This is a genomic window from Peribacillus sp. SRI_006 (genome assembly GCF_057586375.1).
Genome location: NZ_JBYCZT010000003.1, coordinates 325,033 through 348,949, shown reverse-complemented (window position 1 = coordinate 348,949; position 23,917 = coordinate 325,033). Strand labels below are relative to the sequence as shown.

Below are 23,917 nucleotides of genomic sequence, written 5' to 3'. Positions count from 1 at the left end.
CAGCGTACTGTGCCCTATTCCGTTTGCAGTTGTTTTGTGTATTTAAAATATATACTTTTTTCCATTTACCCTATATTCCTATATTATAGCGATTTATTCATAAATTTAAAACAAAAGTGGCTAATCTCCCAGTGAAAATGTGTAAATAAGTCGAAAAAGTCTGACCATCCACCCATTTCATCTAAGAAATTAGCCGGTTATTTATCGTATGGCTGCCTGTCCTTGCTGAAAATAACGGATTACTTCTTCCGTTTGCTTTTCGAACATTTCATGGATACTTTTCAATTCCTGCTTTTTAAGTTGAATCTCTTCCTGAATGGTGACCGCTTCACTCTCCTCTTCAAGGGCAAGGAGTTGCTTCTCTATATCTTGGCATCTTTCGATTTCGGATTGTAAAAGTAAAAGCTTATCCATCGTTTTCAACTGGTTGTTTATAAGCCGGTTAAATTCCTCCATGAATGCACCTTCCTAATCTGTATTTTTTCTATAGTATGTATATTCTATTTTTATCAGCTTTCTCCTTTGACATAAAATGTAAACACGGCGAAACATTTGTCGAATCCAATGGAAGGCAAAAAAAGCACCCTTCATAAGAAGGATGCTTTTCATCGCAATTAGCCTTGGCTTTTATTGCTTTGAGATTTTTGGTTTTGTTGTTTCACTTCTTGAAAGTTAGTTTCAGAAGCAAACTCTGTACCGTATTGGCCTTGTGCTTGACCTTGGCCTTTTTTCTGTTGAGATTGCGCGTTTTGTTGTCTCACTTCTTGAACGTTAGTTTCAGAAGCAAACTCTGTACCGTATTGGCCTTGGCCTTGTTGAGATTGCGCGTTTTGTTGTCTTACTTGTTGAACATTAGTACCTGCTTGTGATTTATTCATGTTGTTTTTAGCCATTGATATCACCTCCACAAATAATAAGATAACCATTATCCAGGAGTGCTATCCAACAAAAATCATTTAAATTTTTCCAGTTACATCAAACAAGCAATGAAATGCCTCCATCAACTATTACGGTTTGTCCACGAATCATCCTGGCCCCATCGGAAATTAAAAACAGGATGGTATTCACCATATCTTCCACCTCGACCATCCGTCCAGCAGGAGTCTGTTCTGCCGCTTCAGCAAGCATTTCATCCCGATTCGGGAAAGACTTCAGGGCATCCGTATCGATCACACCGCCTGAAACGGCATTGACACAAATATTTTTAGCAGCCAATTCGACCGCTAAATATCTTGTCAGGGCTTCAAGCGCAGCTTTGGAAACTCCAACAGCTGTATAATTTTTCAAATAGCGAATGGATCCTAGTGAACTGATGCTGACGATTTTCCCCCCGCCGTTCCTCTCCATTAGTTTCGCCGCTTCCTGTGCGCAGAAAAGGAGGGCTTTTGTATTGATGTCCATGGTCCAGTTCCAATGGGATTCCTCCAGCTCCATCAATGGACGCTGGACGCCAGAGGCCGCATTATTGATGAAAATATCCAAACGTCCGTAATAAGCATCGATTTCCTCAAACATGCTTTTCACTTTCGCAACATCACCGACATTTGCCTTGACTACAAGGGCTTTTCGCCCTAACGCTTCAATTTCGGCTGCCACTTCTAATGCTTTCGACTTGCTCCGGGCATAATTAATAACGAGGTCGTAACCCTCCTCCGCAAGCCTTATTGCCGTGCTTCTGCCTAAACCTTTACTGCTACCTGTAACGAGTGCCACTTTTTGTTCCATTCGTTTATTCATCCTTTCTGAGTAAACACCGAGTAATAAAAATCATTTTTTAAGGAGTGTTACTGTTATGTATGTTGGACGTGATATGACTGAGTTGTCGATGATGAAAAAATCGGATTGGGAAAATAGTGAACTTGCCTATTTTCATCACTCCCTTCAACAAATGGTACCTTATTTAAACCAAGAAGGACAGAGTATCCATAACGAAATCGTCAAAGAAATTGAAAATAGAGGCGGACTTAACAGGCAAGAAGCCGATTATACTCATGGAACGAAAACCAGTTACGAATGATTTTATACGGATATTGCTTTGAAAATCAACAAAAGGAAGAGGATATCTTATCGGATATCCTCTTTTATGCATATATCACGATTTCATTCGCCTATTCAATGCACTCCTTTTTCTTTATACGCCTTCATCATTTTTTGGTGGGAGACCGGAAATGCCAACTGCTCCATCTCTGCTTCACTCACCCACTTAAGTTGCTGTTCTTTTAGCGTCTCTTCACCGATGTCCTCTTTGACCACGCCGATATACGTGTCCATTTTCCAAACGAGATGGGAGAAAACATGTTCAATTCTCACAAGTGATTCAGTGATTTCCGGTTTGACGCCATACATTTCCTTAAACCGACTCTCAAAGAATTCCCTCTTATGCAAGAGGGATGTATGGTTTTCGAAATTCGGATATTCCCAAAGATTAGCTAGCAATCCTTCTGACGCTCGCTTGTGAATTAAAAATTCACCTTTTTCATTCGTTAAAACGGCGGCTACAATTGGTACATCCCTTGTTTTTTTCTTTTGGATTTTTACCGGCAATTCCGACTGAACCCCTGCTTCAAATGCTAGACAATGACTTTGAACGGGGCATAATAGGCAGGCAGGCTTACCAGGTGTACAGATTAATGCTCCAAGTTCCATCAAGGCTTGATTGAAGGCAGAGGTATGTTCATGATCGATCAGCTTCCTGACGGCAGCTTCGAATGTTTTTCTTGTCTTTGGCTTTGCTATGTCTTCATATATCATTAATATCCTTGATAAAACTCGCATGACGTTTCCATCAACGGCTGGCTCCGGCTTGCCGTATGCGATACTTAGAATCGCACCGGCAGTATATGGGCCGACACCTTTCAATTTGGAGATTTCCTCGGGATCATCCGGTACAATCCCATTGTAGGATGCCTTCACTTCCTGAACGGCACTATGCAGATTCCTTACACGCGAGTAATATCCCAGCCCTTCCCAAGCTTTCAGGACCTTCTCTTCATCTGCATTGGCAAAGTCCTCGAGTGTCGGGAACCATTCGATGAACCGGTTGAAAAAAGGAATCACCGTATCCACTCTCGTTTGCTGCAGCATTATTTCAGAAACCCAAACGCGGTAAGGGTCCTTATTTTCCCTCCATGGCAATTCTCTTTGTTCTTCGAGAAACCAGGAAACCAAATCTTTTTGAAATTCATCGATTTTTATTTTTTCTATTGTCGGGATCGTTATTTCTTTCACATCAGTTCCTCCAAAGATGTTACACTCTAATCAAAATTGGGAATACCTATAGTAGGCCATTCTTTTTTTAATATCATGTTCATATCCATTTATTTGTAACGGGTCACTTGAAATAAATCAAAATTATATTCATTTGATGGTTAATATATAAATACGGTATGATGAAAGAAGACCATTTTTTTCAAATTGTGGCAGGGAGGTTAGTTTTTTGGATACAGGTACTCACTTTGTCATGGGAATTGCTCTTGGAGGTCTTGCCACATTAGATCCCGTCATTGCGCAGAGCCCAGTTACTGCAAGTGCAGTCATAGCAGGTACGATATTGGGATCACAAGCTCCGGACATTGACACCGTTTTAAAATTAAGGAATAACGCTGTATATATACGTAACCACCGTGGAATCACGCATTCCATTCCCGCTGTTTTACTTTGGCCCTTGATTATTAGCGGAGCAATTTTCGCCATCATACCTGAAGCAAATTACCTTCATCTTTGGCTTTGGACCTTTTTAGCCGTATTCCTTCACGTATTCGTGGATATATTCAATGCTTATGGGACCCAGGCTCTTAGGCCGATTTCGTCAAAATGGGTAGCTTTAGGGGTCATCAATACATTCGATCCATTCATTTTTGGAATACATGTTGCAGGCCTGATATTATGGGGCTTCGGATTTCCTCCAGGCTATTTATTTCTTTCCATTTACGGGATACTCGTCATTTATTACATTTCCAGGTTCAGGGAACAAGCTTTTATAAAAAGAGTGGTCAAACAGCAAATTCCTGGAGCAAGGAAAATTCTTTTATCACCGACGATGCGTTTTCACCGCTGGAAAATTGCGGTGATTACCGAAAAGAATTATTATGTGGCACGAGCCGATAATGGATATGTGAAGATTCTTGATACGTTCGATCGGGTGCCATTGCCTGAAAGTGAAATTCTCGAAGCCGCCAAGAAGGATATCAACTTGGCAGCCTTTCTGTCCTTTTCTCCGGTTTACCGATTCGAAATCGAACAGATAAAAGAATATTACGAAGTCCGTTTTATCGATCTAAGATATCGCAGCAATGGATATTACCCGTTTGTGGCAGTGGTCCATTTAGACAGCGAATTGAATATCTTGAATTCTTATACCGGCTGGATCTTTAGTGAAGCGAAGCTGCAGAAGAAATTGAATATTATTTTATAGTATATTGAAAAAGAGCTGATTCCAGGGAACTCCTCTGGAATCAGCTTTTTTAATGCAGTCGATTCTGCTGATTTAATAACTGCTGATATTTAGGGTTCTTTGCAATGAATTCGTGGAATTGCTCACCGTAGTTATCAATCCAGGTCCTTACAACGCGCGATGTCATTTCTTCACCGGCATATTCATGCCCAGCCTTTGCATAGGTCGCTTCGAAATCTTCCCATAATAATTCCACCCAAGTCAAAGCTTGCTCATACGTGATGTGTTCATTTTTCTCAAGCAGTATCTTGGTTAATCTTTCATGGTAATCATTCATTAGAACCACCTCATTGCCAATATTTTTACAGAATGAACTATACTGTCCCATACCCATACTAGTTGTAAGCGGAAACGCTTCTTTCTTAATCTGATGCTTGGAGGAGAAAAAATTTGCGAAATAAACAAAAAGGATTCCCCAACCAAAACAATAACAAATTCCAAGGCGAGCCTCGTGCAAAGGCAAGATATGCTTCAAAGCGTGCAGATGGAAGTATTAATACACACCCTCAAGAAAGAATGAAAGCTTCAAACGAGCGATCGAATTAAAAGGTACATCAGAAGGAACCGGGTACTTCCCCGGTTCCTTTTTATTTCAGCATTGAAATCGGGAGTGCTTCTTCCTTACCGCTACCGCCCAAGCGGTAACCCCAAGCGAATACGCCGTTCATATAATCAATTTTGAAATAGACACCGGGATCTCCGTCAATTTGATATATTTCACCTTTTTTGAAATCATCAGGATTTAACAAATAGGCCTTGGCCATCGTCACTTTTCGTTCCAATACTGAATATTCATTAACCATTCCCAATTGCTCTGCTTTTCTCGCTTTTTCAGTCAACGCTGCGATTTCCTGTTGCAGTTCATAGGCAGATAGCTTGCTGTATCTTACGTCGCTCATATATATGACTCCTCAAATGAAATAATTAATTTACTTCTATATTAAACAAAATTTTGTGATTTGGCTATTGATGCACTTAATCACCATCAGGATTGGAAAGATAACGCTCAATCAATTCTATTGGAAAACCTTTTCGGTATAATGCCTGCTTCATTTTTTGTTCATATTCAAAGCCTTCATGGTTTTTATATCGGCGTTGCATTTTTTCGGCATGGTGGCAAAGGGAATCCCATTGTTCATCCTCACCCTTTTCCACCGTCACATCTTCAAGTGCTTCATGGATGACATCTCTTGGGAAACCTTTCCGTAACAAGGTTTGTTCAACCTTCAGCCTTAAAGCTCGTTCGGAAATGTTTTTTTCCTTTTTGACCGCTTTTCCAGCCAGATTCCTTGCATGTTCAATTTGAATGTCATAAGGGTATTCCTTCAATGCCTCGACAATCAACTTCTCTTGCACCCCTTTTTCCTTAAGCTCAAGCTTAAGGGTAGTGGGCCCTTTATTCCCTCCATTCACATGGGTCCGCACGTAAGCCTTGGAAAATTCAAGGTCGTCTAAATAGTTAAAGCTGTATAGTTTATGTATCGCTTCCTTAATGATCGGCTCTTCCGTTTCCTTCTTTTTTAAATAAAGGCGAATTTCCGATTCCGAGCGCATCCGGTATGATAAATAATTAAGTGCATCGGTAAATGCTTTTTGGATTTCATCATGGAATTGTATTTCGGCCAAAAGCATGTCATCAAGTTCCATACCCTTTTTCAACTGAAATTTCAATAGCACTTCTTCGTCTACACTGAAGGCATATTTTTCGTCAACGAAGATGTTATAACGATCTTTACGTTTCTTTTGGGTTGTTATTTTTGTTATGTTTGGCATAAATCCACCCCCCACACCTACTTTACCCCTTTACGTTTATCATTTCTATATATAGCATGCCTAAAAATGAAAAAAGAACATGGGCATGTTAAAGTGAAGGAAAGACAGGGAAAGGAAGTGGTTTTCATGAAAATAGCCATTGCTGGTGGAAGCGGTTTTGTCGGCACAGCCCTAATTGATGAATTATCAAAAGAAAATCATGATATATATATTTTGACCCGTCATCCCGAAAAATTTAAGAAACGGACTAATTTGACATATATCGGCTGGTTGACCGAGGAGGCAACGCCGGAAATGCACTTGGAGGGGCTCGATGTGTTCATTAACCTTGCTGGTGAATCTCTGAACAGCGGCCGTTGGACACCTGAACGAAAGCGCCGGATTGTCGAAAGCAGGATCGAGGCTTCCAAAGAGATGAACCGGATCATTTCCATACTGCCCTCCAAAGTGTCCGTCATCATTAATGCAAGTGCAATCGGATATTATGGTATTTCGGACGATGAGACCTTTACCGAAACCTCTGAATCCATTGGTGATGATTTCTTGGCCCGTACTGTTCAACTATGGGAAAAGGAAGCGGCTAAATCACGCTCTTACAGTAAAAGGTTGATCTTAACAAGATTCGGGGTGATTCTTGGAGAAAAAGACGGAGCACTGCCAATGATGGCCTTCCCCTATAAACTATTTGGCGGAGGAAAGATTGGCAAAGGGAATCAGTGGCTTTCCTGGATTCATATCCATGACGCGGTCCGTGCAATCATCTTTAGCATGAATGATGCTAGGATAGAAGGTCCAGTCAATCTTACGGCACCGAACCCCGTCCAGATGGATACATTCGGTAAAACGATTGGAACTGTCCTGCACCGGCCCCATTGGTTAACTGTCCCCCCTTTCTTCCTCAAGAAATTGTTGGGGGAAATGAGCATCCTTGTACTTGAAGGGCAAAATGTCCTTCCCACTAAACTTAAAGAAGAAGGATTCACCTTCTCCTTTCCAACCCTTAAAGAAGCCTTACAAAATATCTTAAAAGAAGATTCCCACGTATGAAAGGGTCATTTTAGGAAAAAATAGGGATATTAAGTGAATGGAGATGATCTAATTGCTCAAAAAACACGATAAAGAAAAAAGTAACTTAACTAGTACACAAGCGATTCTTTATGCTCGCGAATTTAAAAAAGCAGATCGAGCTGGTGGATATACCGAGAAGAAATCCCGTCGTTAGGTTTGGAGTTTTTTCCCTTACATTTTGAACAGCCACTCAACACAAAATAAGCTGGAGATGATTAGTGAAATTCATCTCCAGCTTATTTATATTCCAGGGGGCGATAGCATGGGACGAAATAACATACACCATAATCGAGATAAGAACACACAGAAACTTCCTCAGGTTCCCAAAAACCTGAAAAGTGACGGACTTGACGTTGAATATTCTTCCGAACTGGCTGACCAGGAAGATATCGAGGCACAAGCCCGTGCAAATGCGGCAGACCGCCGTGCTCATAATCGCCGATAAGCAGAATAAACCAACCCAAGGGGCTGTAAGTTAGCCCCTTGGTCCTCTTTATTTACATAGCTTATCCACAACCCTGTGTATATTGTGGATATATTCTGAAAATACTGACAAAAAATACGTCCATTAACTCACCTTATCAACATGAAAATAATGTTATTTCTGGATAACCCTGTGGATTATGTGGATAAAGGAGAGATTGGGCTAACCACGCTACATTTTCGTTGTGGATAACTATTCTCTCTCCTTCATTTGTTCCACAAGGTTATTATTTATAAAATAATTTATCCAAATCTTTTTCCAGCAATTCTAAAACCTATCTTGGTATTTCATCGGCTGCTGACCCCGGCATTTAAAGAAGGTTCCCCAAACCTTTACCGTTAACATTTTCTTCCAACTGTTTACGAAGCAAGAACTTTTGTATCTTCCCACTTGCGTTCCGAGGCAGCTCATTACAGAAGATATATCTCCTTGGACGTTTATAGTTCGCCAAACTATTACTGTTCTTACACCAAGTTTCTAAATCGCTTTCGGCAAGCATTGGGTCTTTGGCTACGATGAATGCCGTTACCGTTTCCCCCCATTGATCATCTGGCTGACCAAGTACCGCACAGTCGAGGACTCCTTGATTCTCATATAGTGTATCTTCCACTTCACGCGGATAAATATTTTCCCCTCCAGAAATAATCATGTCGTCCACACGGTCCTTGACCCACAGATATCCATCTTCATCCAGGAAACCGATGTCACCGGAATGGTACCAGCCTTTGTAAAGCGCCTTTTCGGTCTCTCTATCTTTTTGAAAGTAACCCTGCATGATACACGGACCCTTTACAAGGATTTCCCCTGTTTCCCCAGGTTCCAGCATATCCTCGGGATCTGATGGCCCATCGTCATTCGGACGGGCAATGATGATTTCATGTTCGGAACATGCCTTGCCGGCAGAACCCGCTTTCCTAATTTGATCTTCCTCCAATAGGAGAGTTATGGCCGGCCCCATTTCAGTCATTCCATAGGCCTGGATGAACTGGATGCCGAGTTTCTCCTGACAGGCACGTACAAGGGATGGAGCCATCGGGGCTGCTCCATAAAGCCCTAACTTCAAGCTCTGAAATTTATACTCCTCCAATTTTTCCTGAATGAGCATGTTCCACATCGTAGGTGCAGCAAAAAACTTGGTGACCCCCTCGGATTCAATCAGTTCCATGACCTTTTTGGGATGAAACTGATGTAATATGACATTAGCTGCACCGACCTGTACACGAGGTAAAAAAGAGCAGTGCAATTCAGCACAATGAAACATCGGTGCAGTAATCAAACCGATATCAGAGCGTTCATACTTCATGGCCTCTATTAAAATCTCGGCTTGTTTGACCATGTCTTTATGAAGGTGAATGACCCCTTTGGGACGTCCGGTAGTTCCGCTCGTATACATGATGGCATAAATGTCATCTTCGTGAACTTCAACTTCATCTGGCTTTGAGGAGATACTGGCCAATTTTTGGCGGTAACCTTTGGCATACCCAGGCACATCCTCATCTATATACCAGAAGGCCGTTTCCGGAAATCGCTTTTCAACCGCGGCGACGTTCGTTTCCAATTCGCGTTCGAATAGAACGACCTTTGGAGCAGCGTCGTTCAAAATGAAGGCCAACTCTTCCGGCATTAAACGGAAGTTGATCGGATTGAAGATTGCACCGATTTTTGCACAGGCAAAGAACGCTGTTGCAAGCTCTTCATTGTTGTAAAGGTAAGTAGATACCCTGTCCCCTTTTCGCACCCCTTCCGCTTGAAGGGCCGCCGCCAACCTATTCACCTGTTCATTCCATTGGATGTACGTATAGCGGATATTTCTTCTCACGTCGTAGATAGCTTCTTTAATGGGGAATTTCTGAACCGTCTGATCAAAGATATTTTTAATCGTTACTGACAAATCATTCTCCTCCTCAAGTAACCACCATCAACAGGAAGAATTCAGCAAAGCCTGCCGATGGTCGACTTCATCCCTTTTTCAGCTTTTACTTTCGTGCGAATTACGAATATTCATAAATGGATAGTCCAGCTTCAGTCCATTCTTTCAATGATGGTGGCATTCGCCATGCCGTGGCCTTCACACATCGTTTGCAGCCCATAACGGCCGCCCGTCCTTTCTAATTCATGGATCATGGACACCATCAAACGGGCCCCGCTGCCGCCAAGAGGATGCCCCAATGCAATCGCCCCGCCATTTGGATTCAGCTTCTTTGGGTCTGCCCCCGTTTCTTTTAGCCATGCAATCGGTACAGGAGCGAAAGCCTCGTTCACTTCAAAGATATCGATATCATCAATTGTAAGACCCGCTTTTTCCAAAGCTTTTTGGGTGGCGGGAATCGGTCCCGTTAGCATCAGGGTGGGATCCGACCCGACAACAACCCGTGTATGCACTTTAAAGCGCGGTTTCAATCCAAGTTCTTCTGCTTTACTGCGTTCCATCAATAATAAAGCGGCAGCACCGTCACTGATCTGACTAGAATTCCCTGCATGGATTAAACCGCCTTCTTGAAATGCCGGTTTCAATCCAGCCAGCACTTCAAGCGTAGTTCCTCCCCTTGGGCCTTGATCTTCCGTAACTTCGATTTGATTTCCTTCTTTATCAGTACCCATTACTGATATCAGTTCACGGTTAAAATGTCCTTCTTTTTGAGCACGTATTGCCTTGGCATGACTTTCAACGGAGAACCGATCACAATCTTCACGTGTTATTCCCCACTTGTCTGCGATTCTTTCAGCTGATAAACCTTGGTTGATCACCTCGTAAAGGTCCATATACTTTTGGCTTGTTACAGCACCTTGAAGATTTGACCCCATGGGAACTCGTGACATGTTTTCCACTCCACCTGCCACTACCACATCCATATCACCCGACAGGATGGCCTGGGAAGCAAAATGGACTGCCTGCTGACTTGATCCGCATTGACGGTCAATCGTCGTTCCCGGCACTTCAATCGGAAATCCGGCTATCAGTGCGGCAACCCTTGCTATATCACCGGCCTGTTCGCCCGACTGTGAAACACAACCTAAAATGACATCATCGACAATAGCAGGATCGATGCCCGCCTTTTCAATCAGCTTCTTCAATACATCCCCTGCCAGATCATCAGGGCGAACGTCTTTCAAGACACCGTTCCTTCTGCCTACCGGCGTGCGAATTCCTTCAACGATAACCACTTCCCGCATATACTCTCTTCCCTTCTCATCTTTACTATAGGCCCAGATTCTTAGCGATAATTTTCTTCATGATTTCATTTGTGCCGGCATAGATGCTTGCTACCGGAACATCCCGATACCTTCTGGCAATTTTGTATTCCTCCATATATCCATAGCCGCCATGGAGCTGCATGCATTCAATGGATATTTTTCTGGCAGTCTCCGTCAAACGCCATTTTGCCATCGAAACTTCCGTTACAACCTGTTCACCAGCCATATGTTTGGTGATCAATTGATCTAGGAAAGCACGCCCCATTTTTATCTCCGTAGCCATTTCCGCGATTTTGAATTGAGTATTTTGAAACTGACTTACAGACTTTCCGAACGCTTCCCTGCCCTTCACATACCCAATCGTATCGGCCAGCATATCCTCAGACGCGGTTTGAGCACAAATTGCCACCACAAGGCGTTCCTGCTGCAGTTTTTCCATTAAATAAATAAACCCCTTGCCTTCTTCACCAAGCAGGTTTTCCTTTGGAACACGGCAATCCTCGAAGATGAGTTCTGCTGTATCCTGACTGTGCAAGCCAAGTTTCTTCAGTTTTCTCCCCCTGGAAAATCCGGGTGTATCCCTTTCGACCACGACTAAGCTAACGCCTTTATGTTTCGGAACGGCGCTGGGATCCGTTTTACAGGCAACAATGATCAAATCCGAATGAATGCCATTTGTGATGAATGTCTTTTGACCATTTAATATGTAATGATCTCCATCCAAAATGGCAGTCGTTTTAATATTGGCCAAATCCGAACCTGTACCAGGCTCTGTCATGGCAATGGCTGTAATGATTTCCCCTGTCGTACATTTTCGAAGCCAGCGCTGTTTCTGCGACTCATTTCCGTAGGCGGAAATATACGGTACGGTGATATCACTGTGAAGTCCGAAACCAATGAACCCAGAACCAACTCTTTCCAATTCTTCATTAATGATAACGGCAAAGCCCCAATCTACCCCGGAACCCCCATAATCTTCTTCAAGGTCCGGACATAAAAAACCCTGTTCCCCCATTTTCACCCAAAAAGACCGGGGAATGATCCTTTCTTCTTCCCAACGTTCATAGTGGGGAACTGCTTCTTTCTCTAAAAACTTTCGGAAGGACATACGGAAAATTTCATGTTCTTCACTTAGGTACGGATGCTTCATCTGTTATATCTCCTCTCCATTCCTTTGTCGGAGGCTCTTTTTCTAGATTTACAATGGTTTGATTGACAACTTACCTTGGTGACATTCTAATGGCCCCATCCAGTCTGATTGTTTCCCCATTCAGCATTGGATTCGTTATGATGCTTTCCGTTAGTTTAGCGTACTCTTCTGGATATCCGAGCCTTGATGGGAATGGCACAGTTTTCCCTAATGACGTCCTGGCTTCTTCAGGTAATGAATCGAACATCGGTGTATGGAATAGACCCGGTGCAATCGATACGACACGTATCCCTTTGATGGCAAGCTCCCTTGCGATTGGCAGAGTCATACCGACAATCCCTCCCTTGGAGGCACTATATGCGGCTTGTCCGATTTGTCCTTCAAAGGCAGCGACCGAAGCTGTATTGATGATGACTCCACGCTCCCCCTCTTGATTCGGTTCATTTTCGACCATTTTTTCAGCCGCAAGCCGGATTACGTTAAATGTACCGACCAAATTGATTTGCACGACTTTTGAGAACGCTTTCAATTCATGTATGCCTTTCCTGCCTATGATCTTCTCTGCAATGGCAATGCCTGCACAGTTGATGACAGTATTGATGCTACCGAATTTTTTTATTCCTTCATCCAATGCTACAGATACGCTATCTTCACTAGTTACATCCGTTTTAATAAACAGGACCGAATCGCCCAACTCCTGAGCCATTTTAGCGCCATTTTCTTCCGAGAGGTCGAATATGACCGCTTTTCCACCTTTTTTAATGATGTTTCTTACTGTCGCCGCTCCCAGACCTGAAGCCCCGCCTGTCACAACTGCAATGGTTTCTTGAATTTCCAAATTCTCACCCCATCTGTTTCTAGAATATATATTCATCTTTCACTATCATCAAAACCTATTTTCAAGATTAATTTCACCGCTTGCCTGTTTTATCGTTCATTTTCAACTCATAAAGGGTTTCGGTAAAGCCTTTGATTACCTGTTCAAAATCCTGCTTCAACCCATCCAGCTCTTTAATTCGTTCATTAAGTTCGTTTAACTTCTGTCCTGCAGTTTCAATCGTTTTTTCCAATTGCTTAATGCCTGTCCTATCCTTTTCGAATAAAAGGACTATATCCTTTATTTCCACTAACGAAAAACCATACTTCTTACCGCGCATTATGATTTTGAGCTGTGCATATTCTTTCTTTCCATAAACTCTTTTTCCCGTTTCGGTACGCATTGGCCTAAGCATACCCAGTTCCTCATAATAACGGAGGGTCCTTGTCGTCAATTCGAATTCTTTTGCTAACTCAGAAATGGTGTACATGTTAAAACCACACTTTGCAAAGGGATTATTTACCTTTATTCTAACATTAACGTTAACGTAAACTTCAATGAAATATTCACAAAATTTATAATATATGAATCTGCATGGAAGATTTATATTGATATACTATGGGTATATTCTTTTTATAGAAGGGAATGATCGATCAATGCTATGTTCAAAAATATTAGTTGCTTATGATGAATCTGAGTTGGCACTAAAGTCTTTAGAAAAAGCGATTGAATTAGCAAAGCTGGATCCCGCTATCGAAATCCAGGTGCTTCACGCTGTTACACTGCCAATCAAGCCAAATATATATGGCAGTGCTTTTCAGGAAATTGAAGAATCCATGCTTAAGCATGGCAAGGAAGTGATTAAAAAAGCGGAAGCCCTTTTATCCGAAATCCCGAATGCATCCCAAACATTTGTCGTAGAAGGTTCAGCCATCACGACTTTATTGGATCATGTAAAATCCGAGAATTGTGACCTTATTATCATGGGCAGCCGCGGATTGAGCGGCTTCAAGGAATTCCTGGGCAGCGTGAGCCACTATATCGTTCAACATTCTCCAGTTCCTGTCTTGTTGGTCAAATGAAATTTACACAGATACGGCCAGCCCCTTCATAGGCTGGGTTCCCCTTTGGAATCCAGCTTATTTATGCGTGCATGAACTCCAAACTTATCATGTTTTACAAACACTTCCGTTTACGGGTAAAATGAAACTAATTTCAAACGAGGATAACAGGTGACGCAATGGATATTAAACATTTGCAATACTTTATAGAGGTTGCCAATTTCAATAGCTTCACTCGGGCTGCCGATCATTTATTCATTACACAGCCGACCATCAGCAAGATGATTAAAAACCTGGAAACCGAGCTAGGTGTTGAGCTTTTTGATCGTTCACGTAAGCAACTGATCTTGACCGATGCAGGCAGGGTTGTCTTAGACCAGGCAAAATTGATCGATAAGGCCTTTCACAATTTAGAAACGGAAATGGACAATTTATTAGGTTTAAAAAAGGGACATATACGCATCGGGCTGCCGCCGATCATCGACGCTTCTTTCTTCCCCCGAATTCTTAGCCGTTTTCACCAGGACTATCCCAATATCACCTTTCAATTAGTAGAGGATGGTTCAAAGAAAATAGAAGAATCCGTCCAAAATGATTTAATCGATATAGGCGTAATAGTCCTGCCAACCAACAACGCGCTTTTTCACCATTTTGCTTTTTTGGAAGAAGACATCAACTTGATAGTTCATCCCTCCCATCCCCATGCTTGTGTGAAAGAAATTGATTTGGCCGACCTGGAAAAGGAATCTTTCATCTTATTCAATAAAGATTACGTCCTTCGAGATCTCATCATTTCATCCTGTAGTGAAGCTGGTTTTTCTCCACATATCGTCACGGAAAGTTCACGATGGGATTTTATTGAGGAAATGGTTTACTGTAAACTTGGCGTTGCTCTATTACCTGAAAGTTTATGCCGTCATGATGATCGGGTAAAGACAATCAAGGTTAGAAACCCCTCCATTAGCTGGAATTTAGGATTTATATGGAGTAAGGACCATTACCTTTCATACGCTGCAAAGGAATGGCTGAAATATACTAGGGAAGCATTGTCCCATAAGTAGTGGATTATCCAGCAAGATTGATGAAAGCACTATCATAGATTTGGGTTATGCACGTGATAACATCTAACCATTTTACAATGAGTTACGGCGGGGGTAGACTAGTATGGGTAAAAAGCACGTTGAATGCTGATGGATTCCATATGTTCTAAAAAGGAGATATTCATGATCACTTTATCTAATGTCGATGAGTTACAGGCATCAGAAGCAGCTCTGGAGAAAATTAAATATTCATACCCCGAACTATTTAATAAACTGCTCCATGTCGTTGCCTTAACACGGGCTCTCCAATTTAAATATCAATTTATGGGCACATTAATCATGGATGAAAACCCTAACGAATACACCCCTGAATTCGTTATGCCCTCCGTTATCGAATTATATATTGAGGAAGTTCAAAAGTTAAAGGATGATCCGAATATCCAGGTATTACTTCAGACCTTCTCCCAAAGTAAAAATATTGGATATGCAAAAATCAGTATGCTTGTGCTCGGTAAAAGCCCTGAATCGCTTTTAGGAGCTTCATGCATAAAATGAAGCCCCCTGATATGCCCCGAAAAAAAACCTCCCATAATGGAAGGTTTTTTTCTTTACGTGTAATTAAAGGACTTTACTCAAAAAGGCTTTAGTTCTTTCCTGCTGGGGATTATTAAAAATCTCACTAGGAATATTTTCTTCAATAATATAACCTTCGTCCATGAAGATCACGCGATCTCCAACTTCTTTTGCAAACCCCATCTCATGGGTCACAACTACCATGGTCATGCCTTCCTTGGCCAGTTGCTTCATGACCTCAAGGACTTCACCGACCATTTCCGGATCCAGGGCGGAAGTGGGCTCGTCGAATAGCATGATTTTGGGTTCCATCGCCAACGCCCTGGCAATTGCGACGCGTTGCTTTTGTCCACCTGATAATGAATCCGGATATGCGTTCGCTTTCTCTGCAAGTCCCACTTTCTTAAGCAGTTCCATCCCTCTTTGGGAAGCCTGCTCTTTGGATATCTTGCGAACCTTTATAGGCGCCAGCATTATATTCTCAAGAACAGTCTTATGCGGAAATAAGTTAAAATGCTGAAATACCATGCCAACTTCCGTCCGGACTTTATTGATATTGACCTTCTTGTCTGTCGTATCAAGCCCTTCAATGAAAATATGGCCTCCCGTAATCGTTTCAAGTTGATTGATGCATCTGAGAAAAGTGGATTTACCCGATCCAGAAGGACCAATTACCACGACTACTTCCCGAGGGGAAACGATTGCATTGATATTTTTCAATACATCATTTTCGCCAAATGACTTCTTTAGATTCTCCACCTTTATCATTCTGTTTTCAACCTTCTTTCGAGTCTATTTAATACGAAACTTAAAATGAGGGTCAGGAATAGATAGATGAAGGCACAAGCCAAGTATGGCTCCCACACTTTAAAGTACTGGCTCCCCATCGCTTTCCCCCAGTACATTAATTCCGGGGCAGCAATGACACAAAGCAGGGATGAATCCTTCAATAATACGATGAATTCATTTCCTAACGGAGGAATCATTCGTTTGAAAGCTTGTGGCAATACAACATGTATCATTGTTTGGGCATGGGTCATCCCCAATGAACGCGCCCCTTCCATTTGCCCTTTATCGATGGATTGAATGCCCGCCCGGAATATTTCTGCGATATACGCGGCTGCATTTAACGATAAAGCAATGACACCGGCGGTTACTGCATTCGTTTCCCCGGTAAAAAAGGGCACAATTCCAAAATGGATTAAAAAGATTTGAACTAAAAGCGGTGTTCCGCGAAAAACCGTAACATAACCGTAAAATGGAAAGGCAAGCACTTTGTTTTTCATGATTTTCCCTAAACCGATCAATAACCCCAAAAAAGTTCCGATCAGGATGGAGGAAACCGAAAGCCCAATAGTAAGCAATGTCCCTTTTAATAAGAAAGGAGCATACTCAAAAATAATATCCCAGCGAAAACTCATTTCGTTCCCCTCCTAAAGGCCAAAAAAACTGCGTAACTTCATACGTAAAGTTACGCAATCTTTTACTATCCATTTGTTTTATTGTTGTGCTTTCAACGTTTCAATATCTGGGTCAGTGCCAAACCACTCTTTATAAATTTCTGCATATTTCCCATTTTCATAAATGGCATTCACGGCTTTATCGAACTCCGATTTCAATTCACTGCCTTTTGGGAACATAAGACCATAAAACTCCTCATTGAAACTTTTGCTGTCTTCAACGACTTTCAGTTTTTGATCGGGGTTATTTTTCACATATTCTTCAACAACCGTATTATCAGCGACGACAGCCGATGCTCCGCCCTTCAGTAATTCCTGAATGGCCAGGTTATTATTTTCGAATTTTTTGATATCCTTGTGATTCTTTCCAAGGAGTTTCTCTACCGCTTCCTGTCCAGTAGTACCGGTCTGAACGGCAATGACGTTTCCTTTCAATTCATCTCCAGATTTTATATCACTATCCTCAGGAACGAGAATTTTGTTTGTGGATAAGAAATACGGAACCGAGAAGTCATAAGATTGTTTTCTTTCGTCATTCACTGTAATCGCAGATATGGCGACATCCGCTCTCTTACCTTCGATTTCAACAAAAATCGGATCCCAGCCAACACTTTCCAATTTAACTTCATATCCCGCTTCTTTTGCAACGGCATTGATGAAATCAACATCGAATCCTACAATCTTATCGCCTTCAAGATATTCAAATGGAGCATAGTTGGCGTCAGTCACGATCCTGAGTGTTTTCCCATTTGACTCTTCTTCTTTACCAGTTGTCGAGACTTCCTTATCCTTCCCGCATCCTGTCATGACTAGTAACAAAGAAGCAACCATGGCAAACACTAAAAAAGAAACCTTTTTCAAAATAATCCCCTCTTCTCTCTCGTAAACTCTCTTTTTTTTTAAAAAAACAGATAAATCTAACTTTAGAGAACTTTCAGTTTATTCTTTTAAGAATATTATACGTTTATTTGTTTTTTTATGCAATAAAAAGTCAATAAATAACTTTAGTAAAATAAAATTTTAATCAATTAACTCGGTAAATTAAAAACGCAACTGTGCTCTAATGGGGAAAGAGGCAACTTTCTCCCCTTCACTCGAATTATGGATATTATATTGAAAACAGATAGTGCCACCGTTCAAAAGATTTAATGGAACAAAAATAAGCAGAGGCCATATTAGCGGCCGCTGCTCAAATGATTATTATGGTACTTCCGTATTCCCCTCTTCAATATCCAACATATCCAACAGGAAGATGAATATCGGTATTCCGATGATCAATCCCCATATTCCAAGAAAGTGCTCGGAAAACAATAGGATGATGAAGGTGAAAAATGTTGGAAGATTCGTTTTTGCCGACATGAATTTCGGATTTAAAATATAGCTTTCAATTGCATGGATCACAACAATCATGATTAATACTGCAATCACTTTGGGCATGCCGCCGATGCTATAGGCAATCATGCTAAGCGGGATGAGGGAGATGATGACCCCTGCAACCGGAATCAAACCAAGAAAGAAAATCATGATCCCTAGACCGAGCAACTGCGGGAAGCCAAGGATCCATAAGAAAGTAACGGATAGGACAGCATTCGTGATGGCTATCAAGAACTGGACCTCGATCACCTTCCCGAATGAATTGATGAATTTGACGCCAAAGTGGCTTAAGTTTATAAAGAAAGACTTGAATTTGGCGCGCTTGAATTTAGAAGTGAAGCGAATGATTTTATCTTTTTCCAATAAGAAAAATAGACTAAGCAACATGGAAATGAAAATTTGAAATGCCAGTTTACCGAAATCGGATATATAAAGATAGAGTGTATTCATCTGTTTTTGAAGATCGAGCGGAGATTTCAGCTCGTTCATTATATTAATGGCATATTGAATGACCCTGCTATCTGGTGGATGTTGAAAGAAGAAAACGATCTGTGTCACTAATTCCGTGAATTGTAGCGTGATGACCGGTAGATATTTATAAAGAACGATGGCTAAACAAGAAATGACGACTGCATATAAAAAGCTTATAACAACCTTGGAATTGATATGCATCACTTTATTCAGCCGAATCATGATAATTTGCTCCAGCCTTCCCATCAAGAAGGTGAAAACAAATGTGAATAACACGATATTAACCATACTGCCGATGCTTATTAAAAAGAGGACTAACACAATTAATGTAATTAACCTTGAAAAACCTTCGCTTTGCAAATACTCTTTTACCACTTACCTATCTCCTAACTACCATTCTGCCGTTATAATTCATTTACCTTTTATTTTACACGTAATTGAGGAATTCTACTACAATTACCTTGCATTGACAACAAAATTATTTGAATGATCAGTAAGGCCCATGATGCAGACGTATTTAAAGACCTTTTTCGGAAATTCGACCATTACTTTGACAGCCATTTCTTCATGAAAAAACATCTGACAAATCGGCAGATGCCAGACCTTGGACAAACTCAATGAAAATCGAGTATGTCTAAGGTTTTTTATTGGTTTGTACTATTTGGACGTTGATTTCCGCTCCAGGCACTCGCTTTCCGCGGGCGGGCGGGGAGCCTCCTCGGCTTGAGCCTGTGGGGTCTCCCCTAGACACGCTTTCCCCAAAGGAGTCTCGTACCTTTTGCTCCAATCAACTCTGTTCTTAAATTTAGAACGAACCTACCTATGGAGTTGAAGGTGTTGTTTTGGATCAATAGGTCCGGAACTTCAACTTTGATGAAAGATATGTTTTCCAGGCTCCCTTCTATCTACAAACAAAAGCTGAGGCTATGGCCTCAGCTTTTGTTATGGCTGTACAATTTGGCGTTGATTTCCGCGGGCGGTCGCGGAGCCTCCCCGGCTTGAGCCTGCAGGGGCCTCCCCTAAACCGCGCTTTTCTAAGCAGGAGTTCTCGTACCTTCCTCCTTTTTGAAACTCAGCATCTGCCAAATGGACAGATGCTAATCTTCATCCTTCACATCGATATCTTCGGGGATGGGTTCGTTATAATAATCCGCTAAATCCTTCTTATATTTCTCCATCTGTTCAAGATGCATATTAAACTGATCTTTAAAAATCAAATGCTGCTCACCATCATGAACGGTGCGAATTTTATTTTGAATGATCAAACCTTCTATATAAGATTCCGGCATCGATAGATATTCCGCAGTCTCTTTTACTGTCAAGTACATGCCTTCACCCCTTTTCCCCTCTAACTATACTAGATATGAGGCATTATTTGAAGCGCTTGATTTTTAAATGAAAATCCCTTACATGCCAAGGAAAGGACGATACCCGATTCAGGGTATTGTCCTGCAACCTCACGAGATTAATCGATTCCTCCAATGGAACATTTTAGATAAACCAACTTACAATCCCTTCCATTAACATGTAAGATAATGTTAAAGCAATATATCCATAGATTAAGAGGAGTGGACAAAAATGACCTTCTTTTATGTCATTCTTGCGGCAATTTTTGCTGTTTTACTTGTCAATTTCGTTAAAGGGCTAAGTGAACCGGCTAAAATGGAACGCTATCAAAATGAATTCCGTAAATACCGTGAAGAAACTTTAGATCTTCATGCAACTGAAGTCGTTTCAGAAGCATTGATAGTAAAGCTTAATAAAGCACTGGATTTCGATTATATGGAAAAGGTCAATACTGAATTCCGCCTGAAGCATCCACGGTACTCACAGTTAAAGGTCAATCAGGCCTGGCGTGAATTGAAACGCTATTTGATTATGGCTGCAGTGTTTGGAAAAGTTGAAATGTTTAATTCAGTCATCGATGAGTTATGGCATATCATGCTGAACTATAGTCAGGAATATGATGAGTTTTGCCAGGTTTTCATCGGTAGGACCATTCAGCACCATCCTCATTCAGAACCCGTTTTCAAACCCGAAGAGCGCACTCTTTTTGACTTTTACTATGTACAGCTATTTACGGTGGACTCCCATTCCATTCAAAAATGGGGCAAATTTTTCAAACATGATAAAGGGCTAACACTTCTCCGTGATTTTGAAACGTTGGAGCTGGAGCAGTTAAAAGAGAAATATATGCGGAAACCGACCAGTATACAGGCGGAACGGACCTTTGAAGCCTTCACTTCCCAATTTAAAGAAAATCGCACCATGACAGAATTGAATGGGCGGAAAACGTACGATCAGACTGACTACGCAGCTCCTGCCTATTTCACTTATGCAAGCACCGATGATTTTGACAGCGAATTTAAAGATATATTCGGGAATGAACCGAACACAGTTTCCTCCGGCTCCGGCCATGCCGATCATGGTGGCCATACCGGTTCCCATGACAGCAGTTCTGATTCGTCTTCCAGCTGTTCTTCATGCAGTTCTTGTTCGTCTTGAGCTTTCATTTTGAATAAACGTGAAAAAACCACTCTTTATGCTTTCAGAGTGGTTTTTTATGATTTTGATGATATTCTCATATGTATTTCTCCTAATTCTTCACAAACTTTATCTCAGATTTTTTTGAAAGTCTTCAAAACCAGCTCCATGAAAAGTAAGAGAGATTCTACTATGAGTTTGTTTTTTTAGATAATAATTCAAAATTGAAAAGATATTAACCAAAATTGGAACAATGTCCTTTAATAAATTTTATAGAATTTAATTTATAGCTTTTAGATTATTAGTAAAAAGCGAAGAAAAAATGAAAAAACACTTTTTAGCAATTTTAGCAACGACTTTAATGTTTTCCACTATTGCTCCAACATTTGGTTTTGCTGTCGGTAATAAAACAACAGTTAATATTGAAGAAGATGTAAATAAGACTAATGAATATTCAACTAATATAGCAGATTCAGGTTTAACAAATTTTTTCAATTCTTCCTTCTCACTCTCTATTAAATAGTAGTTTGTCTTTAGTTTGGCTACCTAAACCTTATTAGTAAGACAAAAAGAGCCTCAAAAGAGGGTTATTTTTATTCTAATATAGGAATAAATCATCATTTTTATTTCCTTTTTTGTTCAATTGTGTAATAATATTAAAATATTACCAAATAGAGGAGGTAGCTTGATAGTATTTAAATGTTATGGTAATAAACTACATAGGAGGAAATAAACATTGAAATTATTAAAAACTATCGTATTGGTTCTAGTTATTGCATTAAGCTTCTCTAGCTTCTCTATCAATAAAGCAAGTGCTAACGAAATTAGTAAGGAAGAAGAACAAAATATAGTCGAGGAAGCTAACAAAGTAGCTGAACAATACGGATTGACTCCAGTTTCGGAAGATGAAATACTAAATGATCAAATGCTTAATTTTGATTCAGTTGAAGAGTTTGAAGAATTTTTAAAACAGGAGCAGGAACAAGAAGGTAACGGGGAAAATAATTTTGGAACTCCTATGATTAGTCTTATGGCTGCTGGGGGAACAAAAACATATAGTTATCGTGAGTCAAATGCAACAGGAAGTATTACATCATATGCTAGAGTTACAAGAAATACAAAGGGAGTAGTTAGTAAAGTCAACATATGGAGTGAGCAAACAGGTTTAGTTATGGGAATTACTTGGACACAAAATACTACTTGGCATAATTTGAATTCAACTAAAAAAGGTGGTAAAGCATATGTTAGAGGTACCAAATTATACGGAGCTAATGTAGTAGGTCAAACTCTGGGTTATAGTAAATCAGTTACATACACTGTTAATTTCTAAAGGAGGCATAACATGAATGAAACACATGTTGTGAATTGGTTTGATGTAGGATATCAAATTACTATATTCATATTCTTGGTTGCTTTAATTTCTTTCATTGTCTATTTGGTAAAAAGAAAAAAGCGTAATAAAAAATCTAACTCTTAATATCCAAGAGATCTAGTGGCTCAAGACATACTGAGAACGCCTTAAAGGCGTTGAAAGAACATCAAAAAGGTGAAAGTTTTGGAATTAAACTTTCACCTCTTTTTGATGTTCTTCTTTAGCAGTTCTATTTCTAATGATTTTTTTCTAAATTTTTATTCATTTGGATCTTCTTTATACAGCATCATTCATTTTAATTTCAAAACCCTGGAACATGACTTCTCTTTCCTCTTCTATAACCTGGTCTGATGTAGGTTACATCATCTAGAGTAACGCAAGACCCTTATTTTTTTCTTAAAGTAATCTTTTTATTTTTTAAATATCTTACTCCACCATGACTTTTTTTCCTCATTCATGACTTTTCGCACATCATCAATTGATAATGTTGACCATTTATGGTTTTTTACTTCGTTCACGTCTTTCGTCAATCGTTTATTTCCTGTCTTGCTGCTGCAAGTTCTTCCCTTGCTGTTCGAAGTTCCTTTTGTTGTGCTTCGATCACTTGCATAAACCCTGTTTTCATTTCTTTTCTTGTAATGCCAGGGCAACATCTACGGTTTGACGAGTTTGTTTCTGTTCATTTACTAATTCAATTGTCATCGGATGGATATTCCCAAGCTGTTCATCTACATCCTTAACACTCATGCCAGTGTATACAAACGACGTATTTCATGAACGATCCTCAAAGAATCTCGATGAATTTGATAACTGTTACTGCGTTTACGAGTTTTATAAAATTTAAATAAAATATATTTAATTTTTTTTAAAAAAAGGAGTTACAACTGATATGGGTGATAATGAGATCCGAAAACTCAGACCAGTTTTTGTCTATGCAAATTTGGAAAGTAAAAAAAAATTAGTGCAAGGATTAACTGGAGATCGAGTGAAATTGATTCAAGAACTAGAAAAATACAGAAATGTCCTATCACCATTTTTAATTAATGTTTTGCAAACTAATTTAGATCAGTGGGAAATAGAAATTCATGATCGGCAAGAAGACATTAATAAAATAGAAGCAGGGAAAGAGAGCTTTTAAGTGC

General features: G+C 40.4%; 32 protein-coding genes. 13 read left to right on the top strand and 19 right to left on the bottom strand.

Annotated elements, in window-relative coordinates; all coding sequences use genetic code 11:
* Positions 1–201 precede the first annotated feature (201 nt).
* The 3 genes from AC2YHV_RS05905 to fabL form a co-directional block, all read right to left on the bottom strand.
* Positions 202–456: a YgaB family protein gene (locus AC2YHV_RS05905; protein ID WP_048685443.1), complete on the bottom strand. Its 255-nt coding sequence runs from the start codon at positions 454–456 to the stop codon at positions 202–204.
* A gap of 158 nt (positions 457–614) precedes the next feature.
* Complete coding sequence (locus AC2YHV_RS05900) at positions 615–893, bottom strand: gamma-type small acid-soluble spore protein (RefSeq protein WP_487372795.1); 279 nt, start codon at positions 891–893, stop codon at positions 615–617.
* 82 nt (positions 894–975) lie between these two features.
* A complete protein-coding gene (gene fabL, locus AC2YHV_RS05895; RefSeq protein ID WP_048685448.1) occupies positions 976–1,725 on the bottom strand; it encodes an enoyl-[acyl-carrier-protein] reductase FabL in 750 nt (249 codons plus the stop codon).
* Positions 1,726–1,792: 67 nt separating this feature from the next.
* Here fabL and AC2YHV_RS05890 point away from each other — a divergent pair, with 67 nt between their 5' ends.
* Positions 1,793–2,017 carry a hypothetical protein gene (locus AC2YHV_RS05890; protein WP_096339011.1) on the top strand — a complete coding sequence of 75 codons (225 nt, stop codon included), beginning with the start codon at positions 1,793–1,795 and terminating at the stop codon, positions 2,015–2,017.
* Positions 2,018–2,112: 95 nt separating this feature from the next.
* Here the strand turns inward: AC2YHV_RS05890 and mutY are convergent, their stop codons facing one another.
* Positions 2,113–3,228, bottom strand: coding sequence for an A/G-specific adenine glycosylase (gene mutY / locus AC2YHV_RS05885; RefSeq protein WP_034305379.1), 1,116 nt, complete (start codon positions 3,226–3,228; stop codon positions 2,113–2,115).
* 208 nt (positions 3,229–3,436) lie between these two features.
* Between mutY and AC2YHV_RS05880 the strand changes: the two genes are divergently transcribed.
* Positions 3,437–4,414 (top strand): metal-dependent hydrolase, encoded by a 978-nt coding sequence (locus AC2YHV_RS05880; protein WP_048685454.1) that lies wholly within the window; start codon positions 3,437–3,439, stop codon positions 4,412–4,414.
* Positions 4,415–4,463: 49 nt separating this feature from the next.
* Here the strand turns inward: AC2YHV_RS05880 and AC2YHV_RS05875 are convergent, their stop codons facing one another.
* Positions 4,464–4,730 carry a YfhJ family protein gene (locus AC2YHV_RS05875; RefSeq protein ID WP_034305384.1) on the bottom strand — a complete coding sequence of 89 codons (267 nt, stop codon included), beginning with the start codon at positions 4,728–4,730 and terminating at the stop codon, positions 4,464–4,466.
* 113 nt (positions 4,731–4,843) lie between these two features.
* Here AC2YHV_RS05875 and AC2YHV_RS05870 point away from each other — a divergent pair, with 113 nt between their 5' ends.
* Positions 4,844–4,999 carry a small, acid-soluble spore protein K gene (locus tag AC2YHV_RS05870; protein WP_034305387.1) on the top strand — a complete coding sequence of 52 codons (156 nt, stop codon included), beginning with the start codon at positions 4,844–4,846 and terminating at the stop codon, positions 4,997–4,999.
* 41 nt (positions 5,000–5,040) lie between these two features.
* Here AC2YHV_RS05870 and AC2YHV_RS05865 read toward each other — a convergent pair whose 3' ends face one another.
* The gene (locus AC2YHV_RS05865) at positions 5,041–5,352 is read right to left on the bottom strand and encodes a YfhH family protein (protein ID WP_034305394.1); all 312 of its coding nucleotides are present in this window, start codon (positions 5,350–5,352) and stop codon (positions 5,041–5,043) included.
* A 76-nt stretch (positions 5,353–5,428) separates the two neighbouring features.
* Positions 5,429–6,226 carry a recombination regulator RecX gene (gene recX, locus AC2YHV_RS05860; protein WP_487372794.1) on the bottom strand — a complete coding sequence of 266 codons (798 nt, stop codon included), beginning with the start codon at positions 6,224–6,226 and terminating at the stop codon, positions 5,429–5,431.
* A gap of 126 nt (positions 6,227–6,352) precedes the next feature.
* On the opposite strand from recX, the gene AC2YHV_RS05855 reads away from it, so the two are divergent.
* The 3 genes from AC2YHV_RS05855 to AC2YHV_RS05845 all read left to right on the top strand — a co-directional run bounded on the left by AC2YHV_RS05855 (position 6,353) and on the right by AC2YHV_RS05845 (position 7,739).
* Positions 6,353–7,273, top strand: coding sequence for a TIGR01777 family oxidoreductase (locus AC2YHV_RS05855; RefSeq protein ID WP_487372805.1), 921 nt, complete (start codon positions 6,353–6,355; stop codon positions 7,271–7,273).
* A 52-nt stretch (positions 7,274–7,325) separates the two neighbouring features.
* Complete coding sequence (locus tag AC2YHV_RS05850) at positions 7,326–7,448, top strand: YfhE family protein (protein WP_081088510.1); 123 nt, start codon at positions 7,326–7,328, stop codon at positions 7,446–7,448.
* A 108-nt stretch (positions 7,449–7,556) separates the two neighbouring features.
* Positions 7,557–7,739 carry a YfhD family protein gene (locus AC2YHV_RS05845; protein ID WP_057278714.1) on the top strand — a complete coding sequence of 61 codons (183 nt, stop codon included), beginning with the start codon at positions 7,557–7,559 and terminating at the stop codon, positions 7,737–7,739.
* Positions 7,740–8,088: 349 nt separating this feature from the next.
* Here AC2YHV_RS05845 and AC2YHV_RS05840 read toward each other — a convergent pair whose 3' ends face one another.
* The 5 genes from AC2YHV_RS05840 to AC2YHV_RS05820 form a co-directional block, all read right to left on the bottom strand.
* Positions 8,089–9,669, bottom strand: coding sequence for a fatty acid--CoA ligase (locus AC2YHV_RS05840; RefSeq protein WP_487372793.1), 1,581 nt, complete (start codon positions 9,667–9,669; stop codon positions 8,089–8,091).
* 131 nt (positions 9,670–9,800) lie between these two features.
* Positions 9,801–10,952, bottom strand: coding sequence for a thiolase family protein (locus AC2YHV_RS05835; protein WP_487372792.1), 1,152 nt, complete (start codon positions 10,950–10,952; stop codon positions 9,801–9,803).
* Positions 10,953–10,977: 25 nt separating this feature from the next.
* The gene (locus tag AC2YHV_RS05830; RefSeq protein WP_487372791.1) at positions 10,978–12,123 is read right to left on the bottom strand and encodes an acyl-CoA dehydrogenase family protein; all 1,146 of its coding nucleotides are present in this window, start codon (positions 12,121–12,123) and stop codon (positions 10,978–10,980) included.
* Positions 12,124–12,193: 70 nt separating this feature from the next.
* Positions 12,194–12,961, bottom strand: coding sequence for a 3-hydroxyacyl-CoA dehydrogenase (locus tag AC2YHV_RS05825; RefSeq protein WP_095679871.1), 768 nt, complete (start codon positions 12,959–12,961; stop codon positions 12,194–12,196).
* 73 nt (positions 12,962–13,034) lie between these two features.
* Positions 13,035–13,430 carry a MerR family transcriptional regulator gene (locus AC2YHV_RS05820; RefSeq protein ID WP_057278709.1) on the bottom strand — a complete coding sequence of 132 codons (396 nt, stop codon included), beginning with the start codon at positions 13,428–13,430 and terminating at the stop codon, positions 13,035–13,037.
* 118 nt (positions 13,431–13,548) lie between these two features.
* On the opposite strand from AC2YHV_RS05820, the gene AC2YHV_RS05815 reads away from it, so the two are divergent.
* From AC2YHV_RS05815 to AC2YHV_RS05805, 3 genes are all read left to right on the top strand, one after another.
* Positions 13,549–14,022: a universal stress protein gene (locus AC2YHV_RS05815; RefSeq protein WP_487372790.1), complete on the top strand. Its 474-nt coding sequence runs from the start codon at positions 13,549–13,551 to the stop codon at positions 14,020–14,022.
* Positions 14,023–14,180: 158 nt separating this feature from the next.
* Entirely contained in the window at positions 14,181–15,062 is an 882-nt protein-coding gene (gene cidR, locus AC2YHV_RS05810; protein WP_057278708.1) for a cidABC operon transcriptional activator CidR, read from the top strand.
* Positions 15,063–15,224: 162 nt separating this feature from the next.
* Positions 15,225–15,596: a hypothetical protein gene (locus AC2YHV_RS05805; RefSeq protein WP_034305408.1), complete on the top strand. Its 372-nt coding sequence runs from the start codon at positions 15,225–15,227 to the stop codon at positions 15,594–15,596.
* Between the two features lie 63 nt (positions 15,597–15,659).
* Here AC2YHV_RS05805 and AC2YHV_RS05800 read toward each other — a convergent pair whose 3' ends face one another.
* The 5 genes from AC2YHV_RS05800 to AC2YHV_RS05780 form a co-directional block, all read right to left on the bottom strand.
* Positions 15,660–16,382, bottom strand: a complete 723-nt coding sequence (locus tag AC2YHV_RS05800) for an amino acid ABC transporter ATP-binding protein (RefSeq protein ID WP_048685484.1) — start codon at positions 16,380–16,382, stop codon at positions 15,660–15,662.
* Positions 16,379–17,035 carry an amino acid ABC transporter permease gene (locus AC2YHV_RS05795; RefSeq protein ID WP_054397812.1) on the bottom strand — a complete coding sequence of 219 codons (657 nt, stop codon included), beginning with the start codon at positions 17,033–17,035 and terminating at the stop codon, positions 16,379–16,381. Before AC2YHV_RS05795 ends, AC2YHV_RS05800 begins: the two co-directional genes overlap by 4 nt.
* Before the next feature lie 78 nt (positions 17,036–17,113).
* Positions 17,114–17,935, bottom strand: coding sequence for a basic amino acid ABC transporter substrate-binding protein (locus tag AC2YHV_RS05790; RefSeq protein WP_034305421.1), 822 nt, complete (start codon positions 17,933–17,935; stop codon positions 17,114–17,116).
* 339 nt (positions 17,936–18,274) lie between these two features.
* Entirely contained in the window at positions 18,275–19,294 is a 1,020-nt protein-coding gene (locus tag AC2YHV_RS05785; protein WP_057278705.1) for an AI-2E family transporter, read from the bottom strand.
* Between the two features lie 722 nt (positions 19,295–20,016).
* Complete coding sequence (locus tag AC2YHV_RS05780) at positions 20,017–20,247, bottom strand: excisionase family DNA-binding protein (RefSeq protein ID WP_034305425.1); 231 nt, start codon at positions 20,245–20,247, stop codon at positions 20,017–20,019.
* A 250-nt stretch (positions 20,248–20,497) separates the two neighbouring features.
* Between AC2YHV_RS05780 and AC2YHV_RS05775 the strand changes: the two genes are divergently transcribed.
* Positions 20,498–21,424 (top strand): glycine-rich domain-containing protein, encoded by a 927-nt coding sequence (locus AC2YHV_RS05775; RefSeq protein ID WP_487372789.1) that lies wholly within the window; start codon positions 20,498–20,500, stop codon positions 21,422–21,424.
* A gap of 258 nt (positions 21,425–21,682) precedes the next feature.
* On the opposite strand, the gene AC2YHV_RS05770 is transcribed toward AC2YHV_RS05775, so the two are convergent.
* A complete protein-coding gene (locus tag AC2YHV_RS05770; RefSeq protein WP_413001300.1) occupies positions 21,683–21,898 on the bottom strand; it encodes a hypothetical protein in 216 nt (71 codons plus the stop codon).
* Between the two features lie 241 nt (positions 21,899–22,139).
* On the opposite strand from AC2YHV_RS05770, the gene AC2YHV_RS05765 reads away from it, so the two are divergent.
* Positions 22,140–22,733, top strand: coding sequence for a hypothetical protein (locus AC2YHV_RS05765; protein WP_413001302.1), 594 nt, complete (start codon positions 22,140–22,142; stop codon positions 22,731–22,733).
* 12 nt (positions 22,734–22,745) lie between these two features.
* The gene (locus tag AC2YHV_RS05760; RefSeq protein ID WP_283929969.1) at positions 22,746–22,880 is read left to right on the top strand and encodes a hypothetical protein; all 135 of its coding nucleotides are present in this window, start codon (positions 22,746–22,748) and stop codon (positions 22,878–22,880) included.
* Positions 22,881–23,396: 516 nt separating this feature from the next.
* On the opposite strand, the gene AC2YHV_RS05755 is transcribed toward AC2YHV_RS05760, so the two are convergent.
* Positions 23,397–23,522: a hypothetical protein gene (locus AC2YHV_RS05755; RefSeq protein WP_283929968.1), complete on the bottom strand. Its 126-nt coding sequence runs from the start codon at positions 23,520–23,522 to the stop codon at positions 23,397–23,399.
* A gap of 142 nt (positions 23,523–23,664) precedes the next feature.
* Here AC2YHV_RS05755 and AC2YHV_RS05750 point away from each other — a divergent pair, with 142 nt between their 5' ends.
* Positions 23,665–23,913, top strand: coding sequence for a hypothetical protein (locus tag AC2YHV_RS05750; protein ID WP_413001304.1), 249 nt, complete (start codon positions 23,665–23,667; stop codon positions 23,911–23,913).
* Positions 23,914–23,917 lie beyond the last annotated feature (4 nt).

Bases quoted from the DNA above. Each gene is read 5' to 3' on its own strand.
- AC2YHV_RS05905 (WP_048685443.1), bottom strand. From the start codon at position 456: ATGGAGGAATTTAACCGGCTTATAAACAACCAGTTGAAAACGATGGAT.
- AC2YHV_RS05900 (WP_487372795.1), bottom strand. From the start codon at position 893: ATGGCTAAAAACAACATGAATAAATCACAAGCAGGTACTAATGTTCAA.
- fabL (WP_048685448.1), bottom strand. From the start codon at position 1,725: ATGGAACAAAAAGTGGCACTCGTTACAGGTAGCAGTAAAGGTTTAGGC.
- AC2YHV_RS05890 (WP_096339011.1), top strand. From the start codon at position 1,793: ATGTATGTTGGACGTGATATGACTGAGTTGTCGATGATGAAAAAATCG.
- AC2YHV_RS05875 (WP_034305384.1), bottom strand. From the start codon at position 4,730: ATGAATGATTACCATGAAAGATTAACCAAGATACTGCTTGAGAAAAAT.
- AC2YHV_RS05865 (WP_034305394.1), bottom strand. From the start codon at position 5,352: ATGAGCGACGTAAGATACAGCAAGCTATCTGCCTATGAACTGCAACAG.
- recX (WP_487372794.1), bottom strand. From the start codon at position 6,226: ATGCCAAACATAACAAAAATAACAACCCAAAAGAAACGTAAAGATCGT.
- AC2YHV_RS05855 (WP_487372805.1), top strand. From the start codon at position 6,353: ATGAAAATAGCCATTGCTGGTGGAAGCGGTTTTGTCGGCACAGCCCTA.
- AC2YHV_RS05845 (WP_057278714.1), top strand. From the start codon at position 7,557: ATGGGACGAAATAACATACACCATAATCGAGATAAGAACACACAGAAA.
- AC2YHV_RS05835 (WP_487372792.1), bottom strand. From the start codon at position 10,952: ATGCGGGAAGTGGTTATCGTTGAAGGAATTCGCACGCCGGTAGGCAGA.
- AC2YHV_RS05830 (WP_487372791.1), bottom strand. From the start codon at position 12,123: ATGAAGCATCCGTACCTAAGTGAAGAACATGAAATTTTCCGTATGTCC.
- AC2YHV_RS05820 (WP_057278709.1), bottom strand. From the start codon at position 13,430: ATGTACACCATTTCTGAGTTAGCAAAAGAATTCGAATTGACGACAAGG.
- cidR (WP_057278708.1), top strand. From the start codon at position 14,181: ATGGATATTAAACATTTGCAATACTTTATAGAGGTTGCCAATTTCAAT.
- AC2YHV_RS05805 (WP_034305408.1), top strand. From the start codon at position 15,225: ATGATCACTTTATCTAATGTCGATGAGTTACAGGCATCAGAAGCAGCT.
- AC2YHV_RS05800 (WP_048685484.1), bottom strand. From the start codon at position 16,382: ATGATAAAGGTGGAGAATCTAAAGAAGTCATTTGGCGAAAATGATGTA.
- AC2YHV_RS05795 (WP_054397812.1), bottom strand. From the start codon at position 17,035: ATGAGTTTTCGCTGGGATATTATTTTTGAGTATGCTCCTTTCTTATTA.
- AC2YHV_RS05780 (WP_034305425.1), bottom strand. From the start codon at position 20,247: ATGTACTTGACAGTAAAAGAGACTGCGGAATATCTATCGATGCCGGAA.
- AC2YHV_RS05775 (WP_487372789.1), top strand. From the start codon at position 20,498: ATGACCTTCTTTTATGTCATTCTTGCGGCAATTTTTGCTGTTTTACTT.
- AC2YHV_RS05760 (WP_283929969.1), top strand. From the start codon at position 22,746: ATGAATGAAACACATGTTGTGAATTGGTTTGATGTAGGATATCAAATT.
- AC2YHV_RS05755 (WP_283929968.1), bottom strand. From the start codon at position 23,522: ATGAGTGTTAAGGATGTAGATGAACAGCTTGGGAATATCCATCCGATG.
- AC2YHV_RS05750 (WP_413001304.1), top strand. From the start codon at position 23,665: ATGGGTGATAATGAGATCCGAAAACTCAGACCAGTTTTTGTCTATGCA.